The organism is Haladaptatus sp. SPP-AMP-3, from assembly GCF_049568665.1.
GTDB classification, from domain to species: domain Archaea; phylum Halobacteriota; class Halobacteria; order Halobacteriales; family Haladaptataceae; genus Haladaptatus; species Haladaptatus paucihalophilus.
Window position 1 is genome coordinate 2,073,768 of record NZ_CP145897.1, and the last position, 16,433, is coordinate 2,090,200.

Annotated in this window: 13 protein-coding genes; 7 read left to right on the forward strand and 6 right to left on the reverse strand. The window is 61.5% G+C overall.

Annotated elements, in window-relative coordinates:
- Positions 1-51 precede the first annotated feature (51 nt).
- From V5735_RS11515 to V5735_RS11525, 3 genes are all read right to left on the reverse strand, one after another.
- Positions 52-507: a TRAM domain-containing protein gene (locus V5735_RS11515; protein WP_423743649.1), complete on the reverse strand. Its 456-nt coding sequence runs from the start codon at positions 505-507 to the stop codon at positions 52-54.
- Positions 508-856: 349 nt separating this feature from the next.
- Positions 857-1,852 carry a radical SAM protein gene (locus V5735_RS11520; protein ID WP_423743650.1) on the reverse strand — a complete coding sequence of 332 codons (996 nt, stop codon included), beginning with the start codon at positions 1,850-1,852 and terminating at the stop codon, positions 857-859.
- Between the two features lie 54 nt (positions 1,853-1,906).
- Positions 1,907-2,779, reverse strand: coding sequence for an alpha/beta hydrolase (locus V5735_RS11525; protein WP_423743651.1), 873 nt, complete (start codon positions 2,777-2,779; stop codon positions 1,907-1,909).
- Positions 2,780-3,007: 228 nt separating this feature from the next.
- Between V5735_RS11525 and V5735_RS11530 the strand changes: the two genes are divergently transcribed.
- Positions 3,008-4,108, forward strand: coding sequence for a DUF373 family protein (locus V5735_RS11530; RefSeq protein ID WP_423743652.1), 1,101 nt, complete (start codon positions 3,008-3,010; stop codon positions 4,106-4,108).
- Positions 4,109-4,383: 275 nt separating this feature from the next.
- Here V5735_RS11530 and V5735_RS11535 read toward each other — a convergent pair whose 3' ends face one another.
- From V5735_RS11535 to V5735_RS11545, 3 genes are all read right to left on the reverse strand, one after another.
- The gene (locus V5735_RS11535; RefSeq protein WP_423743653.1) at positions 4,384-7,920 is read right to left on the reverse strand and encodes a DNA polymerase II large subunit; all 3,537 of its coding nucleotides are present in this window, start codon (positions 7,918-7,920) and stop codon (positions 4,384-4,386) included.
- Between the two features lies 1 nt (position 7,921).
- Entirely contained in the window at positions 7,922-8,341 is a 420-nt protein-coding gene (locus V5735_RS11540) for a PPC domain-containing DNA-binding protein (RefSeq protein WP_007976160.1), read from the reverse strand.
- Between the two features lie 204 nt (positions 8,342-8,545).
- A complete protein-coding gene (locus V5735_RS11545; RefSeq protein ID WP_423743654.1) occupies positions 8,546-8,719 on the reverse strand; it encodes a DUF7556 family protein in 174 nt (57 codons plus the stop codon).
- 317 nt (positions 8,720-9,036) lie between these two features.
- Between V5735_RS11545 and V5735_RS11550 the strand changes: the two genes are divergently transcribed.
- From V5735_RS11550 to V5735_RS11575, 6 genes are all read left to right on the forward strand, one after another.
- On the forward strand, positions 9,037-10,884 hold the full coding sequence (locus V5735_RS11550; RefSeq protein ID WP_423743655.1) for an ABC transporter substrate-binding protein: 1,848 nt from the start codon (positions 9,037-9,039) through the stop codon (positions 10,882-10,884).
- A 197-nt stretch (positions 10,885-11,081) separates the two neighbouring features.
- Complete coding sequence (locus V5735_RS11555; RefSeq protein WP_423743656.1) at positions 11,082-12,104, forward strand: ABC transporter permease; 1,023 nt, start codon at positions 11,082-11,084, stop codon at positions 12,102-12,104.
- Entirely contained in the window at positions 12,091-13,569 is a 1,479-nt protein-coding gene (locus V5735_RS11560; RefSeq protein ID WP_423743657.1) for an ABC transporter permease, read from the forward strand. The genes V5735_RS11555 and V5735_RS11560 overlap by 14 nt, the downstream gene beginning before the upstream one ends.
- The gene (locus tag V5735_RS11565; protein ID WP_423743658.1) at positions 13,569-14,645 is read left to right on the forward strand and encodes an ABC transporter ATP-binding protein; all 1,077 of its coding nucleotides are present in this window, start codon (positions 13,569-13,571) and stop codon (positions 14,643-14,645) included. The genes V5735_RS11560 and V5735_RS11565 overlap by 1 nt, the downstream gene beginning before the upstream one ends.
- Positions 14,642-15,973, forward strand: coding sequence for an ABC transporter ATP-binding protein (locus V5735_RS11570; protein WP_423743659.1), 1,332 nt, complete (start codon positions 14,642-14,644; stop codon positions 15,971-15,973). Before V5735_RS11565 ends, V5735_RS11570 begins: the two co-directional genes overlap by 4 nt.
- Positions 15,973-16,422: a DUF7555 family protein gene (locus tag V5735_RS11575; RefSeq protein WP_423743660.1), complete on the forward strand. Its 450-nt coding sequence runs from the start codon at positions 15,973-15,975 to the stop codon at positions 16,420-16,422. The genes V5735_RS11570 and V5735_RS11575 overlap by 1 nt, the downstream gene beginning before the upstream one ends.
- Positions 16,423-16,433 lie beyond the last annotated feature (11 nt).

Below are 16,433 nucleotides of genomic sequence, written 5' to 3' on the forward strand. Positions count from 1 at the left end.
CATATCTCGGTCTACGCCCCCCACCCGCAAATGACTGTCCACTCGTTCGGTTTATCCGCCCCAGAAGTTGTCCCGACTTCCAAGGCGTTGTCGCCGTTCCGCTTTCCTGTCGTCTTTCGTCTCGGCATCGCCGTCCACGGCGTCGTCGCCGTCTTCTTCCGTTTCCTCCGGCTCCATCGGCAGCCGTTCGATGGGGTCCGCGAGCGCGTGGTTTCCCTTCACGTTCGTTATCTTCACCTTGGCGCGGGCGTCGGGGAGGATTCCGTCGACGAGGACGATGAATCCGTCTTCGGTTCGACCGACGCCGGAGCCGCTTTCGTGGATGTCGTCGATTTCCACGACGACTTCCTCGCCCGGCTGGACCGGGGCGGTCTTCAACTCGCGGATGGGTTGGTTGTAGTGATTGCACCATTCCGCGCCGCCGCGGTCGCCGTAGTGATGACACCCCATCCCGTTGATTCGCTCTTCGAAACTGGGGCAGTCGTCGGCGAGTGGACAGTCCGGCATGCTACAGGCTATAGCGGCGCGTGCCTAAACACTTCCGCAACCTTTTCTTGCGGTCGGAAACCGAACCCGGCGCGGTTCGCGCCGGGTTCGGTCTACCTCCCTGAGAAAAGGTTGATCAAAAGCCTCCTCACCCCCTCCCGTCGCGTCCGAAGACTCGCGTTCGCTCGTCTTCGTCGCTCCGTCGGAGGATTCGTCGGCCCGGAAAATCGGAGATTTTCCGGTCGAATTGGTGGCTTTTGGCGGTTGTGTCACCGGCCGATTTCGGTGGGTTGTATTCCCTGTTATCGTAGTGTCTGTTGCTCATCCCGGAAACCTGCCGCAAAACATCCCGTTCGCTCACGCCCGTGGTTTAAGCCAACGGCGTCCGCTCCACCACTTGTCCGTCGTAGGTCGGATACTGCTCCACGATTTCGCCCTTCTCCACGTCGCCCTCCTCTATCATCTCCTCCAGCAGCCACCACGCGACTTCGATGTGGTTCGATTTGACGGCGTAGAACTCCTCGGGGACGCCGAGGTCGGCGAACCGCTTCTCGTCGGCCCACGTCTTCCCGTAAATCAGGGTGCCGTCGTCCGTCACGTCGTCGAACTCGCGGCGAATCTGGCGGGCCATCCGCTTCAGGCGGTTGCGGTGCTGGGCGGCGTCCTTGAACACCGAGGTACAGAAGTACGTTCGCGGGTGGTCACCCATCACGTCGAGGATGTCCTCCTTGGATCCATCGACGGCGGACATGTGACCCTCTTGGAGTTCGAATCCCTCGGCCTGCATCCGACGGTAGTTACCCTGAGACATCTCGAACTCGTTGATGTTACAGAACTCCGCCGCGCCCTCGTCGAGGAAGTCGAGGAACTCCTCTTCGGCGCGGATACCCGGAATCTCGAACGCGGGGGTGAGTCCCTCCTCGCGGGCGATGTAGAGGATGTCCTCCCACTCGGTCCCGTGGAGTTCTCCCCACTGTTCGTACGGCGGATGGAAGCGGATTTCGTCCAATCCGGCCTCCGACAGTCGGCGCATGTTCTCCCGCCCGCCCGTGATACCGGTGTAGAGGTGCGTGTGGTGGTCCTCGCCGAACTCGTCTTTGAGAAGCGAGAGGTACCGACAGGTCTTGTTCATCGCCTCCTGCGGTTCGCCACCCGTGATGGACGTGCCGAGCGCGTTCATGCGCTTTGCCTCCGTAATCACGTCCTCGTCGTCCTCGACGATGCGCTCGTTGGCGTACACGTCGGTGACGTTCTTCCGGTTCTCACCGAGGGGGCAGTAAAAACAGTCGCGCTGGTCGCAGTAGCCGTAGACGAAGAGAACCATCTTCCCTCCTTCAGCACACTGTTCACAGCCCTTGGAAATCATTCGTTGTACCGTTTTGCCCGTCGAGCCTCAAAAAGCGTGCGAATCTCGCTTTCCTCACCCGCAGACCGTCCGCAGCAGGCCGTTCATCATCGACCACATCGCGTCGGAACTCGATTCGAACACGCGTTGGCCGTGCGCGCTTCCATCGACGGTTTCCAATCGCTTGGGGTTCGAAGCGGCGTCGCGAATCCGTTTCGCCGTTTGCACGGACTTCTCGTCGCCGCGGCTCACGACGAACAGCTTCCAGCCCTGCATCTCGGCGGCGGAATCCACGCCCGCTTCCGGTGAGACGACGAGCGTTCCGTCCACCGTTCCCGACTTCGCCCGTACGTTCGCGCGGATGACGGCGTTCGCGCCCGCACCGGCACCGACGAGGACGACGCTTCCGACGCCGACCCGGCGTCGAAGGTAGCGCACCGCCGCGAGAACGTACTCCGGTGCCGCGTCCCCGTCCAGGTTCAGGTCGATGGGGAGGCAAGTGTGACCGTCCTCGGCGAGTCGCTTCGCCTGGGGAAGCCAACTCTTCCTGTCGAATCCCTTTCCGTGTGCGAAGACGACGCCGCACTCGCCGTCGCCGAGCAGCGTCCCGCGAACCGTCGCCCCGCCTTCGGTCACGAACTGAACGTCGCCACCGTCCGCTGGCGGCTCGGTTCCGGTCGTGGTTTCGTTGGTCGTCGTCCCGTCTCCGGTTGTCGTTTCTGTCGTCGTCTCCCCCGCTGTCGTCGTCTCCCCCGCGTCCGTCGTCCGGTCGGTGGTCGTTCCGGTCGTCGTTCCGTCTGCTTGGGTATTCGTCGTTCCGGTTCCCGTCTTCGTTTCGGTCCCTGTCGGTTCGTCGTCGTCCCCAGTGGACGAACAACCCGCGAGCGTCGCCGTCGCTGTGACCCCGACCGCGTGGAGGAGGCGGCGGCGTGTCGGCGTTCGAGTCATCGGTCGAAAACTCCCGTATGAGGCCATTATTATACGCGGGCTAATGTCGGTCGAACGACGGCAAGCGCACCGTTTAGACCGTTTATTCCTCGACCATTCCTATTTTATTACTTCTATATTGGGGTCTATTTTGCATCCTGCGCTCTCCGTCTGTTCCACTGGACCATCTCCGCACCTCGGACCCTCACTCCCGAAAACAGTTAACCATCCGCCGCGTACGCACCGCCAATGCTGCTGGTGTTGTGCGTGGACCTCGACGACGACCTCGGTCGGAAGACCCACTTCGACACGCCGGTCGTCGGTCGGGATAACGTCGAGGCCGCCGCCGTCGCGCTCGCCACCGCGGACCCGGAGGACAGCGACGTCAACGTCATGTTCGAGGGGATCCACCTCTACGACCGAATCCGCTCCGACGAGAGCGTCGAAGTCGCCATCGTCACCGGAAACGACGGAAGCGACATCGGCGCCAACCGCGAGGTCGGCGAGGAGGTGGACACGGTGCTCGCCAGCCTCAGCACCAGCGAGGAGATAACGACCGTCATCGTCACCGACGGCGCACAGGACGAGAGCGTCATCCCCGTCATCCGCTCGCGCATCCCCGTCGATGGCGTCCGTCGGGTCGTCGTCCGGCAGGCACAGGACTTGGAGTCGATGTACTACACCATCAAGCAGGTGCTCGACGACCCCGAAACCCGCGGCACGATTCTCGTTCCGCTCGGCATCCTGATACTCATCTACCCGCTCGCGCTCGCCGCCGACCGCCTCGGCATGCCCGGCGGTGCCGTCTTCGGCGGCCTCTCCGGCCTCCTCGGCTTGTACGTCCTCTTTCGCGGCCTCGGCCTCGAACGCGTCGTGGACCGCCTCGCCGAGAAGACCCGTCGGAGCCTCTACTCCGGTCGCGTGACGCTCATCACCTACGTCGTCGCCGCCGCCCTGCTCGTCATCGGCGGCGTCAGCGGCGTCGATACCCTCGAAGCCGTTCGCCAGCAGAACGACGGCCGGAGTCTCGGCGCGCTTCGCGTCCTCGCGGCGCTCATCTACGGTGCCGTCGTGTGGTTCTCGGCGGCGGGCATCACCTCCAGCCTCGGCCAAATCACCGACGAGTACCTCGCCGACGAGTTTCGGTGGCGCTACCTGAACGCGCCGTTCTACGTCCTCGCCATCGGCGGCGTCCTCTACGCCGTCAGCGCCTACTTCCTGAGCCGCGCGTCGCTCGAGTTCCTCGCCGGAATGCTCACGGCCGGAACCCTGCTCGGCCTGACGAGCACGCTCGTGTTCGCCATCGCGGAATCCCGCTATTCGAGGTCAGGACAGGCGCGAGCGAGCTAGAAATCCGTTTCCGCGTCCCAACTTTCCGGGCGGCGCGCGCTGCCGAGGCGACGTGGCCTCTCTCAGCCACGTCGCCTCGGTGAAGTCGTGCGAGGGATGACGGAGGGAGCGTTAGCGACCGGAGGAATCGGTTGGGGAGGGTGTGACGTGCGAGGTTTCGGAGAAACCTCGAAAACGAACGGCAACGCCGTGAGTATGCGGTGCGGTTGCGGTTTCATTGACGTCTGTACTTGCGGTCCCATGCAAGTCAAATACGATTCGCCGGTTCCGGTGAGTTACATGAAGTCCGCGATTCCGGACTGTTTGTTTTTATCGTTTTCAAACACGCTCTCCAACGAGCGCTCCAGAATCTGAAGCCGCTGTTTCGTGTACTCGCGGCAGTCGTACTCGTCGGCGACCTGAATCGCGGTGTCCATGTACTTGTTCACCGAACCCTGATGAACCGTCAGGTTCACCCGGCCGCCACACTCCCGGCAATCCCCCGAGAGCGGCATCCGACGGTACTTCGCGCCGCAGTCCAGACAGCGGGTCTCCTGGCGCGAGAACGCGCGCAGGTTCCCGATGAGGTCGGGCAGGAAGTGCCCCTCGATGACGCGCTCGGCCACGTCGGTCTGGTCCACCGCGCGGGTCTTCCGGGCCAGTTCCAACTGGGCGTTCATCTTGTCCATCATCGACCCGAGGGTCTTGTACGCCGAGAGGTCCGGCCCGAGCGCGATGTTCGAGGTGTCGTGTGTGTGCCGGAACCCGGTGTACTCGCGGTCGGTGCCCAGATACTCCTCCGCGATGGTGATGTCCACGTCCTCCGGGTCGGCCATCTCGAGCGTCGCCTCGTAGAACTCGCGAGGATACCGGTCCACGATGTCCATGTTGTGCGCCTCGTCGTCGATTTCCGAGGGGTCGATGCGCGAGGACATCACCAGCGGCGCGTCCATCTGCCCGCCGCGCTTGTCCGGCAGGAACTCCTTCGAGAAGTTGAGCAGGCCGTCCATGAGGAGCATCACGCAGTCCTCGTCTCCGTCGCAATTTCTTCGCTTCGCCGCGTGGAAATAAGGGTGTGCGTACCCCACCGCCGCGCTGGTAAAGCCGATGACGCGGCCGACGACGGCGGCGGAGGTGTGGGGTGCCATCCCGAATACGAGTTCGCCGACCAAATCGTCACGCTCGTCCATGTCGTAGAACGGTTCGAGGCCGTAGTAGTCCTCCAGCAACTGGTCCACGAAGTCGGCGGTTTTGAGCAGGTGGGTGGCCGCGCCGTCCGAGAGCACGATGTCCTGTACCCGGAGTTCAACGAGTTGGTCGTCGTGCTGGAGCGGTTCGCCGTGGATGTCCTCCTCGTAGCCGAGCGCGCGGAGTTGCCCCGGTTCCACGTCCAGTTCGGACGCCCTGACCGAGGTGACGGGAAGGTCGGTCATGTCGTAGCGAATCGTCCCGTCCTTGAACGCGCTGACGCCGTGTTTCGCGCGGAGGACGCCCTTCTCGATGGGTTCGGGCGTCTTGTGCGCCGAGGTGAGTCCCTTGACGCCTTTGAGCGTGTCGAAGACGTTCGGGCGCTCGCCGACGGATTCAAGCGCGCCTCGGAACTCGTCGTTCATCTCTATCGTCTGCCACTCGACGCTCGTGGCGGGGACCTCACAGCGGGGGCACTCCGCCCGTCCCGCTTGGTCCGGTTCGACGCGGGTTTCACAGTCGGGACAGCGGTACACGGGATAGGTGTTGCCGCCGCACTCCGGGCACAGACATTTGAACGCCTCGTGCCCGCACTCTTCGCACTCTCGACGGCCGATTTGGACCTCGATTTGGCCGCGCTTCCCGGACATGCCTTCGGTGTGGGAGGCGGCTTTCGCCACGTCGCGCTGGTCGCCGCCCGCTTCGCCGAGCGGGAAGAGGGTGTGCACCGCGGGGCTCATCTCGCGCTTTTCCGACTTCTCCGGGCGTCCCATCCGGTTCCCGATTCGCGTCGGTGCGCGCTCCCTGACGGAAAACGGTGCGACTTCGTTGACCGCCTTCACGGCGTTGTCTCCGGGTTCGTTCTCTCCCCACTCGCGCGCCTCCCTTGACAGTGACTCCCACGCGCGCGTGAGGTCCGCATCCAACCCGAGCGACCGAACGAGAGGTTCCCGGTCCGGTATCTCCAGGACTTCACCCTGTCTGTGTTCGATGAGGAGGTGTTCGAGCGCCGTTCGAACCGTTTCCGTATTCGAAAGGACGAGTCGCTCGTCGCGGACCTCGCCCGACTCGACGGCTTCGGCCAGCGCTTCGAAATCCGCCACCGAAATGTCGTGCCAGAGGTAGGTGTACTTCGGATGCAGCGGCGCGTCGTACTCCGTTGCCCACACTAACGCTTCCGCTGCCGAGGGGTCTTCGAGGTCGATGTGGGGGTCGTCGCGCATGGCCTGCACGTCCGCACCGGCGTGTTCGAAGTCCTGAACCCACCACTCGAACACGTAGGACGCGGGCGGGAGCGGGTGGTTGTTCTCCACGAACTCGCCGTAGTTGACGAGGTATTCGCCGAGGTCGAGAATCTCCTCGACGCCGTTCCTGATTTCGAGCGCCTCGTCGGTGTCGTCGATGCGGCGCACGTCCCCGTTCGCCAACCTGACGGTCGGCCCCTCGATGGTATCGACGGGGATGACGCCGCCCGCTTTTCCGGGTCGCTCGGTCTTGATTTGAGTTCCGGTCGCGAGGAAGTCGTCCACGAGGTGCATCGTCGCGGGTTGAACCCCCGCCGTCGCAAAGCCGTGGTTTCGCGCCCGTCCGTAGCGAAGCCGGAACCCGCCGGGCCTAGACGGGTGGGTGAAAACCGGACGTCCGGCGATGAGGTCGCGGAGGAACTTCGTCGCCTCCTCGACGCGAGGTGGACCGTGTAACTCGTGGTCGCCTTCCGCCTCGCCTTCGGCTCCTTCTTCCGCCTCATCGTCGTCGGATTCGTCGTCCGTTCCCGCGTCGTCTTCCTTCGATTTGCCGTCGTCCTTTCCGATGGTGCCGTCGATGAGGTCCTGCAACCACGGCCAGTCGATTTCGTCCAGGTTCCGAGTGTACCGTTGGATTTTCGGCGCTTTGAGCGCGATACCTTCCGCCAGAACGAGACACATTCCGCCACGGGCGCTGTTGGTATCCACACGGTCCAAGTCGCGGAACCCCGAAACCTCCTCGTCGCCCGTCGCTTCCCCGTCCAGCATGACGGGCATGTTCTTGGCGATGAACTTCGACTCCTTGTCCTTCGGGGAGTACTGGAGTCCGGTTTCGGAGTCGTAGAGGTTTATCTCCTCGGCGTACCGCTCTATCTCGTCGTCGCGCGCCTTGTACTCTCCCAGTCCGATGAGCGCCCGCGTGTAGTCCGCGACGAGGACGGAAAGCGCCTGTGCGGTCCCACCCGCGGAGCGAATCGGACCGGCGTAGTAGACGTTGACGAACTCCGTGCCGTCGTCGTTTTCGAGGAGTTCCACCCGGTCGATTCCTTCGATGGGCGCGGCGACGACACCTTCGGTCAGCAGCGCGACTGCCGTTCGAACCGCGCCCTCGATTTTCCCGGCGCGCGTCTCGTAGTCCCCGACGTTGCCGTCCGCGAAGTCCTTCGCCAGTTCGAGGGCGGCCTCCTCGCGGGACATCTCGCCTTCGAGTTCGCGGACGCGTTCCGCGACGTTCTCGATTCCGAGGATGTTCTCCACGCGGTCGGCCATGTCCTGCGCGACCGGTATCTCGACTTCCGGTTGCGGGTCGCCGCTGCGCTCTTTGGCCGCCTCCGCGACGTCGAACGCCTCGTCGAGCCGCGACTCCAGTCGCTCGAAATACTGCCGGTCTTCGTCCCGCATGTTAGAGCCAGAGGTCGAGGTCGGTCGGCTCGTCGTGCTCCCGGACGAGCGGTTCCTCGAACGTCCGCATGTACAGCTCCCCGGCGAACACCGTCGCCGAGTCGAGGTGTCCGGCGACCGCTTGTCCCGACCGACGAGAGAGAACCGCGTGCGTGTGCGCGAACGGCTCACCGTCGAGCAGGGAGACGTTGCCTACGCACGAGGCGACTTCCAGCGGTTCGTCGAATCGGACCTCGCGGTACTCCGTTTCGTCTTGGTCGTAGAACCAAACGTCGGCGTCCTGTACCGCGCCCATCGCGACGAACCACGCCGCGTCCACGTCCTCGTCGTCGGCCAGTGATTCGATCTCTTCGCGCCAATCCGCTCCGTGTCCGAGTCGGGCAACGAACTCCTGTTCCCCGGCGACCTCCCGATAGTCCATATCTGCATGGAACTTCGTCCGGGGACAAAAAAGGTTAGTATCGCACCGTCAGTTCTCCGTTCCAACGAACGTATGCATCGCTTTCCCGAGTACGGTGTCCTTTCTTGTCAGGCGTATAATTGGTTCTGGCGACGGCTCCTCGCGGAGTGAAAAACGTGGAGTCGTGATGAGAGGGCTGTTCGAGGACCGCGGCGGTATGGGGGACTATCGCCAGTTCGGGAGTGCGGCAGTGTCCGATACTCGCATGCAAATCCACGCGTCGTCGCGTGACACATCCGCGATGACGAGTCGTTCCGCCTCTCCGTCATCGTCCACCGAGGCCATGACCTCGGAGTCGTTTGCAAGCGACACCGACACTGCTGCCGTATCCGGCGTCATACTTTGAGAATGTGTACCAAGGGATATAAGGCCACCGAAACGATGATACCCACTCTCGTGATGCTATGATTTTCCTGAAAAATCGGGTAAAATCGGCGACAATGATGTATTTCACGAAAATAGTACCACGTTACCCGGTCGATTTTGCCAACGTATCACTTTCTCCGGACTTTATTCTATTATAATTCTCTGTAAAATAACTTGGTGGTATAAAAGGAGAATCGGCCTCGGACTGCAATAAACCTCCTGTTTAAGACCGTAACGATGCCATTCTCAAGCGGTAAGTTTATCCGCTGTGATACACAAGCCGAGTGTGGATGACAGATACTGACAACCTGACCCGTCGGCGGTTCCTACAGGCAACTGGGGGTGCGGCATCCGCTGTCGCACTTGCTGGCTGTACTGGTGGCGGTGACGATGACAACGGTAACGGCGACGGTAACGGCGACGGTAACAACAGTAGCGGCAACAAGCTGCAACTCATCAACTCGACGATGACCACGCTGGACCCGGTCAAGGCGGCCGACACGGCGTCTGGAACGGTTATTCAGCAGGTCTTCGACTCCTTGATGAACTATCCGAACTCGGAGATTGCCGTCGAGAAACAACTCGCTAAAGGTCACGAGGTTTCCGACGACCAGAAGACCTACACCTTCCACCTCAAAGAGGGCGTTAAATTCCACAACGACAAGGAAGTCACGGCGAAAGACATCGTTTACTCGTGGCGCCGTCTCGCCGAATCGAAGAACTCCCGTCGGCAGTACTTTATTCTGAGTTCCATCGGCGTCAAACACGAGACGACGACGAAGACGTACAAGGACGACGAGGGCGAACACGAACTGACTGTCGCAAAAGCGAACTCGCTGGCGCTCAAGGCGAAGGACGACTACACGCTCGAGATGACGCTCGAAAAGCCGTTCCACGCCACGCTCGAGATGCTCGCCTACACGTCCTTCGCGGCAATCCCCGAGGGCATCGTCGGCGACATCGATGGCTACGACGGCGAGATGAAACAGAGCAAGTTCGCCACGAAGAACCCGATTGGTGCCGGTCCGTTCAAGTTCGATCACTGGAAATCCGACGTTTCCGCGGAAGTCACCAAGTTCGAAGACTACCACGGTGACGTTCCCAAGGTCGATGGCGTCCACTGGAAGATCTCTTCGAACTCCGAGGAGATGTACACCTACGGTGTCATGAACCAGAACGCGGACATGGGGTACGGGAGCAACTTCATCCCGACCTCGAAATACGACCCCGGAAAAGTCAGTGACACCAGCACCGACGACCTTGGTAGAACCGTCGGTAAGTACGGTCCCATCCAAGGGAACACGTTCGATTACCTCGGTGTCTCGACCATCAACACCTACTACATTGGCTTCAACACCGAAGCGGTTCCGAAGCCCGTTCGACAGGCTATCGCCTACGCTGCCAACCAGGAAACCATCGTCGAAGAAGTGTTCAAGGGCCGTGGTGCACCGGCGTACCACCTCACGCCTCCGATGATCTACCCCGGCGGCGCGAAGAAGTACGAGAGCCACGCCAAGAACAAGTATCCGTACAGCTACGACGAGTCCGACCGTGACAAAGCGAAGCAGATCATGGAGGATGCTGGCTACAACGAGAACAACAAGTTCAAGTTCACCTTCACGGTCTACAAGTCCTCCTCGACGTGGCCCAAGCTGGGCAAGCGCCTCCGCGCCCAGCTGCAGGCGGCACACATCGAGATGGAGATCCAGAAGACGGCGTTCTCGACGCTGCTCCAGCAGGGTCGTCAGGGTAAGCTCGAGGCCTACTCGCTCGGTTGGGTCATGGACTGGCCCAAGCCGGACAACTTCCTCGGTCTACTCTACCCGCCGCTGACCGACACGTCCAAGGACTCGCCGCAGTCGTACACCAACTGGTCCGGAACGCCCGCAGCGAAGAAGGCGACGAACGCGTGGGATACGATCCAGAACAACACCGGTCCGACGGACAAAGAACAGACGGCTCGAGAGAAGGCTTACATCAAGATGGAGGAGGCCAACTGGGAGGACGTCACCTTCCTCAACATGTACCACGGTCTCTCCGAGCGCTTCTCCTACGAATGGGTCGACGCACCCAAGTACGGTGGCGCCGACTACAGCCGTCAGATGTACAACAAAGTCAAACTTAGCGAACGGAAATAATCAGGACAGTTCGGCGTTCATTTTTCTTTAAACGTCCCGTTAGCGGTGTCTATGTCCAAAAATTCGGGGTAATGGTATCGCAAGACATAATGAGAGGAACGCGAAATACGTACCCGTATCAGCCATGAACGCGGTTACCATTGGGTGCAACCTACCGCACGACACGACCACGCTTGAACAGGAGGTGAACTGACAGTATGAGCCGATGGCGCTACCTCGGTCGCCGTCTGTTACTGTCCATTCCGATCCTGATATTCGGAATGACGATTACATTCGTCTCCCTCCGTATGGGTCCGATCGACCCCGTTGGGGCCATTCTCGGTCCGACAGGAGACCCACAGGCATATCAGCAGATCAGGAATCAACTCGGCCTTAACAAGCCGTTATGGGCACAGTACATCGACTACATGATCAACATGGCCACCTTTAACCTGGGCAAATCGTGGGTGCTTCAACCCGACGTGAGTGCGTACTCGATCATTCTGGACTACGCACCGCGAACCATCTGGTTAGGTTTCTGGTCGGTGCTCATCGCCGTCTTCGTGGGCATTCCCCTCGGATTCTACGCCGGACTGAACCCGAACTCGTGGAGCGACTACGTCGCTTCGTTCGGCGGTATCGTCTGGCGTGCGATGCCGAACTTCTGGTTGGCGGTCATCTTCATGTCGGTCCTGTCTCTCTCCGAACAGGTTCTGTTCGGCTTCGACTGGCAGAATTGGCTCGTCCATACGACCGTCACCGGCGTTCCGTTTCAGGATCCCAGTAACTTGACCAACCCGCACGACCTGCTCGCGGCCATCAAGAAGATCGCACCGGCGGCCATCGTCCTCGGTTCCGCGTCGATGGGGAACGAGATGCGTATCGGCCGGACCGCCGTGTTGGAGACGGTGAACTCCAACTTCATCGAGACGGCGCGCGCGAAGGGCGTTCCCCCGCGCTCGCTCGTCTGGAAACACATCTTCAGGAACGCGCTCATCCCGCTCGTTCCCATCATCACAAGCGAGGCGTTCCTGCTCATCGGTGGTTCGGTTCTCGTCGAGTCGGTGTTCGGCATCAGCGGTATCGGGCAACTGTTCTTCGATGCGATTACCCACGGTGACCTGCCGCTCGTGGGAGCGCTGATGTTCATCTTCATCCTGCTCGTCGTGATAATCAACATCGTACAGGACATCCTGTACACCCTCATCGACCCCCGCGTCGGCTACGATGGAGGTGCGTAATATGAGTTCAAATTCGACCATTCGAGAAGAACGTCCCCTCCGCGAACGAATCGCAGACAACCCACAACCGGCCACGCTGTGGCTCGCCGGATTCCTACTGCTCGTCGCGGTCGAATTCGGTGCGCTCTCGGGCATGATAATGTCGTTCCCGTGGGCGGCGCTGATGGACAAACTGCCCTTCCTCAAACCGGTCGCCGCGCCGTTTGCGACCCTCGGCGACGCGCTGGCGAACCTGCCGACGCTCCTTTCGAGGGAGATATTCGACAACACCGGATGGCAATCGCCACAGGGCGGTTGGAAGGGAACGTTCCTCGGACTCTCCCCGGCCGTCGTTTGGGCGATCCGGGTCACGCTCATCTACGCCTATTCGCTCGCCTTCCTGTACTGGATTTGGCGTGGCTACCTCACGTTCCGGAAACACTATCGATACGCCGACTGGACTCCCCGTGACGACATGATAAACCGGTTCCGCGGTCACACGTGGGGTCTGTTCGGGTTCGTCATCGTCTTCATGTTCGTCGTGATGGCGATTTTCGCACCCGCACTCGGAACGACGACGGTCGAGCGCAACATCAAAAACCCGTACTCCTACGAGGTTAACTATCTCAACAAGGACACCGGACAGGTCGAAAAAATCAATATCGGTGACGCTAACGCGGATTCGACATCGGAAGGTCCGAGCGGAAACGTCGCTCCGATGACCTACGACGACTACGGCCGATGGCACCCGTTCGGGACGTTACCGTTGGGGTCGGACATGTTCACCTTCATGGTACACGGTGCTCGCGTGTCGATGTTCATCGGTGTCACCGCCATCTCGGTGAGCGGACTCATCGCGACGGCGTTCGCGCTCCTGACGGCGTACTACAAGGGTCTCGTCGACCTCGGTGCCGTCATCATCGGTGACTCCATCATGTCGATTCCCCGTCTCCTGTTCCTCATCTTGCTCTCGTACGTGTTAGCGGACACCTGGATTGCGGACGTCTACAACGGCGGTTTCCTGCTCGCCTTACTGTTCGCCGCGACGGGATGGCCGTATCTCTGGCGTGCGGTGCGCGGTCCCGCGTTCCAAGTGGCCGAACAGGAGTGGATCGACGCGGCGAGGAGCTTCGGACAGAGCCCCGTTACGACCATGAAAAAACACATGGCACCGTACATCCTCGGCTACCTGCTCGTCTACTCCTCGATGACCCTCGGCGGCATCATCATCGGGGTCGCGGGACTGTCGTTCCTCGGCCTCGGTATCAACGCGCCGACGCCCGAGTGGGGTCGTGCGGTAAGTATGGGACAGGGCTACGTAGCGGGTCCCTCGTGGCACATCTCGTTCATTCCGGGTGTGCTCATCGTGCTCGTCGTCACCGCCTTCAACGCGCTCGGCGACGGCATCCGCGACGCGGTTGACCCGCAGAGCGAGACCGGCGAAGACGCCGGTGCCGAAGTCGCGGCGTCGGGAGGTGGCGCATAATGGCGTCGAGCCAACACCCCTCGTCGATCGCCGACAGGGAACCGATCCTTCGCGTCGAGAACCTTCAAACGGCCTTCTTCACCGACAAGGAAGTCATCCGCGCCTGTGACGGCGTTTCGTTCGACATCAAACCCGGTGAGACGGTCGGCGTCGTCGGCGAATCCGGGTCCGGAAAGAGCGTCACCGCACGCTCCATCATGGGACTCATCAAGTCGCCGGGTCGCATCCTCGATGGAAGTATCCAATTCAAGGGCGAGGAACTGACGACGAAGAGCGAAAAGGAGTACCGACAGATTCGCGGCGGCGACATCGCGATGGTGTTTCAGGACCCCCTGACGAGTCTGAATCCCGTGTACTCCGTCGGAAATCAGATCAAGGAGGCGCTTCGACTCCACCAAGGGCTGACGGGAACGGAAGCGACCAAGGAGGCCATCAACCTCCTCGAAGCGGTCGGAATCCCGGACGCCGGACGACGGGTCCGCGAGTACCCACACGAGTTCTCGGGTGGAATGCGCCAGCGGGCGGTCATCGCCATGGCGCTCGCGTGCGACCCCGAACTGCTCATCTGTGACGAGCCGACGACGGCGCTCGACGTGACGATTCAGGCCCAAATCCTCGAACTCCTCGACGAGCTCCAGGAGGAGCGCGACCTCGCCATCATGTTCATCACCCACGACATGGGTGTCATCGCGGAAATCGCTGACCGCGTGAACGTGATGTACGCGGGCGAAATCGTCGAGAGCGCCCCCGTCGTGGAACTGTTCGAAAATCCACGACACCCCTACACTCGGGGGCTTCTTCGAAGCATTCCGGGGAACAACCCGGACGCGGACCGCCTCGTCACCATCGAGGGCGACGTTCCGACGCCGAACGAACCGGCGACGTACTGCCGGTTCGCCCCTCGGTGTCCAGAAGCGTTCGATTCGTGCGACAAAGTGCATCCGGTACCCGTCGCGGTCAACGACGATTCGGAGGACCACGCCGCGGCGTGCTTGCTGTACCCGGAAGACGTATCCCAATCAGAGGCCATCGACGTGCATCGAAATGCGGCAACCGAAAGTGAGGATGAACTATGAGCGAAGTACAGCAGAGTAAATCCACCCCCGTCTCGGAAGGCGAGACGCTCGTCGAAATCAACGACCTGAAGACCTACTACGGCGACGGCGGTCTCATCGACTCGACCCCCGTGAAGGCGGTCGACGGTGTGTCGCTCGAAATCAAACGCGGCGAGACGCTCGGGCTGGTCGGCGAATCCGGCTGTGGTAAATCGACGCTCGGGCGGACGCTCATCCAGTTGGAGGAAGCGACGTCCGGTGAGGTGCTGTTCGACGGCACCGACATCACCGAACTGTCGGGACAGGAACTCAAAAACTGGCGACGGAACAGCCAGATGGTCTTCCAGGACCCCGAATCCAGCCTCAACGACCGGATGACGGTCGGGGAGATCATCCGCGAACCGCTCGACGTTCACGATTGGAAGACGCCGCGCGAGCGCCGGGAACACGTTCGAGAACTGCTCGACGTGGTTGGATTGCAACCCGAGCACTACTACCGCTATCCGCACCAGTTCTCGGGGGGTCAGCGCCAGCGCATCGGCATCGCCCGCGCGCTGGCGCTCGAACCCGAGTTCATCGTGCTGGACGAACCCGTCTCGGCGCTGGACGTGTCCGTGCAGGCCCAGATTCTCAACCTGCTCGAAGACCTGCAGGAGGAGTTCGGCCTGACGTACCTGTTCATCGCCCACGACCTCTCGGTCGTTCGGCACATCTGTGACCGCGTGGCGGTGATGTATCTCGGTCACATCATGGAACTCGGTCCGTCGGACGAACTGTTCGAAGAACCGAAAAATCCTTACACGATTTCGCTCCTGTCTGCGATTCCCGACCCCGACCCGACGAGCAATCGGGAACGCATCACGCTTCGGGGGACGCCGCCGAGTCCCCGCGACCCACCGAAAGGGTGTCCGTTCAGCACGCGCTGTCCGATGAAGATTCGGCCGGAGGAGTTCCAGGACGTGGACGACGACCTCTGGCTCAACATCGAGGTCTTCCGCGAAGTCGTGCGCGCACGAACCCGTGCGGATCGGTCGGTGACCGATCAGGTGAAGGAACTGCTCGGCATGGAGACGCGCTTTTCGGACATCGGCGAGATTCAACAGGAGTTGTTCGCCGACACCGACATCCCGCGCAACGTCGAACAGCACATCGACGAGGCGACGGGCTACATCGAGAACAACGACGACCAGCAGGCCCGCGAGTATCTCCGCGACGTGTTCGGAAGCGTCTGTGACTCCGACTCGCCCGGCGACAACGTGGTGAGCAATTCCGGTCGCTTCAGCCACTGTCACCGCCACCTCGACGAGTATGACGAACCGGACGAGTTCACGCCCTACGCGAATCGGTAATGGCTGCACCGGACCGGTCCCCACGGCGGGCACGACAGGTGCTCGACGCACTCGTCTACGCCATCGCAGTGACCGGTGTGGCGTTCGTCGTCGGCGGCTTGGTAAGCTTCCCGCTCGGCGGCGGCCTGGTCGGCGTGAAGTACTTCCTGTTTCTGATCGGCTTTCTGCTGTTCGGATACGGAGCGTGGCAGTTACGACCCGACCGTCCGTGGGACGTGGATAAATCCGACGGCGAGATAGAGATCGTGCGAAACGACACCCGGGGCGAGGTCATCGGTGCGCGCGAGGAGACGCGGTTTCAAGCCGCCGTGCAGCGACTGCCGCCGCTGTCGTGGTATTCGATTCCGCCCGAGGAGCGGTTTTCTCCCGGTGCGAAGCTGTTTCTGGCGAGCATCGCGATTCTCCTCGCTTCGTTCCTCATGGAAGCCGTGTTCGGCGTTGGCGCGTAGCAACAGTTTTT

What these genes read in the sequence shown, in the direction of transcription:
- V5735_RS11540 (WP_007976160.1), bottom strand. Translation starts at nt 8,341, where the DNA reads ATGGACTATCGGGAGGTCGCCGGGGAACAGGAGTTCGTTGCCCGACTC.
- V5735_RS11545 (WP_423743654.1), bottom strand. Translation starts at nt 8,719, where the DNA reads ATGACGCCGGATACGGCAGCAGTGTCGGTGTCGCTTGCAAACGACTCC.
- V5735_RS11570 (WP_423743659.1), top strand. Translation starts at nt 14,642, where the DNA reads ATGAGCGAAGTACAGCAGAGTAAATCCACCCCCGTCTCGGAAGGCGAG.
- V5735_RS11520 (WP_423743650.1), bottom strand. Translation starts at nt 1,852, where the DNA reads ATGATTTCCAAGGGCTGTGAACAGTGTGCTGAAGGAGGGAAGATGGTT.
- V5735_RS11560 (WP_423743657.1), top strand. Translation starts at nt 12,091, where the DNA reads ATGGAGGTGCGTAATATGAGTTCAAATTCGACCATTCGAGAAGAACGT.
- V5735_RS11525 (WP_423743651.1), bottom strand. Translation starts at nt 2,779, where the DNA reads ATGACTCGAACGCCGACACGCCGCCGCCTCCTCCACGCGGTCGGGGTC.
- V5735_RS11575 (WP_423743660.1), top strand. Translation starts at nt 15,973, where the DNA reads ATGGCTGCACCGGACCGGTCCCCACGGCGGGCACGACAGGTGCTCGAC.
- V5735_RS11555 (WP_423743656.1), top strand. Translation starts at nt 11,082, where the DNA reads ATGAGCCGATGGCGCTACCTCGGTCGCCGTCTGTTACTGTCCATTCCG.
- V5735_RS11515 (WP_423743649.1), bottom strand. Translation starts at nt 507, where the DNA reads ATGCCGGACTGTCCACTCGCCGACGACTGCCCCAGTTTCGAAGAGCGA.
- V5735_RS11530 (WP_423743652.1), top strand. Translation starts at nt 3,008, where the DNA reads ATGCTGCTGGTGTTGTGCGTGGACCTCGACGACGACCTCGGTCGGAAG.
- V5735_RS11535 (WP_423743653.1), bottom strand. Translation starts at nt 7,920, where the DNA reads ATGCGGGACGAAGACCGGCAGTATTTCGAGCGACTGGAGTCGCGGCTC.
- V5735_RS11565 (WP_423743658.1), top strand. Translation starts at nt 13,569, where the DNA reads ATGGCGTCGAGCCAACACCCCTCGTCGATCGCCGACAGGGAACCGATC.
- V5735_RS11550 (WP_423743655.1), top strand. Translation starts at nt 9,037, where the DNA reads ATGACAGATACTGACAACCTGACCCGTCGGCGGTTCCTACAGGCAACT.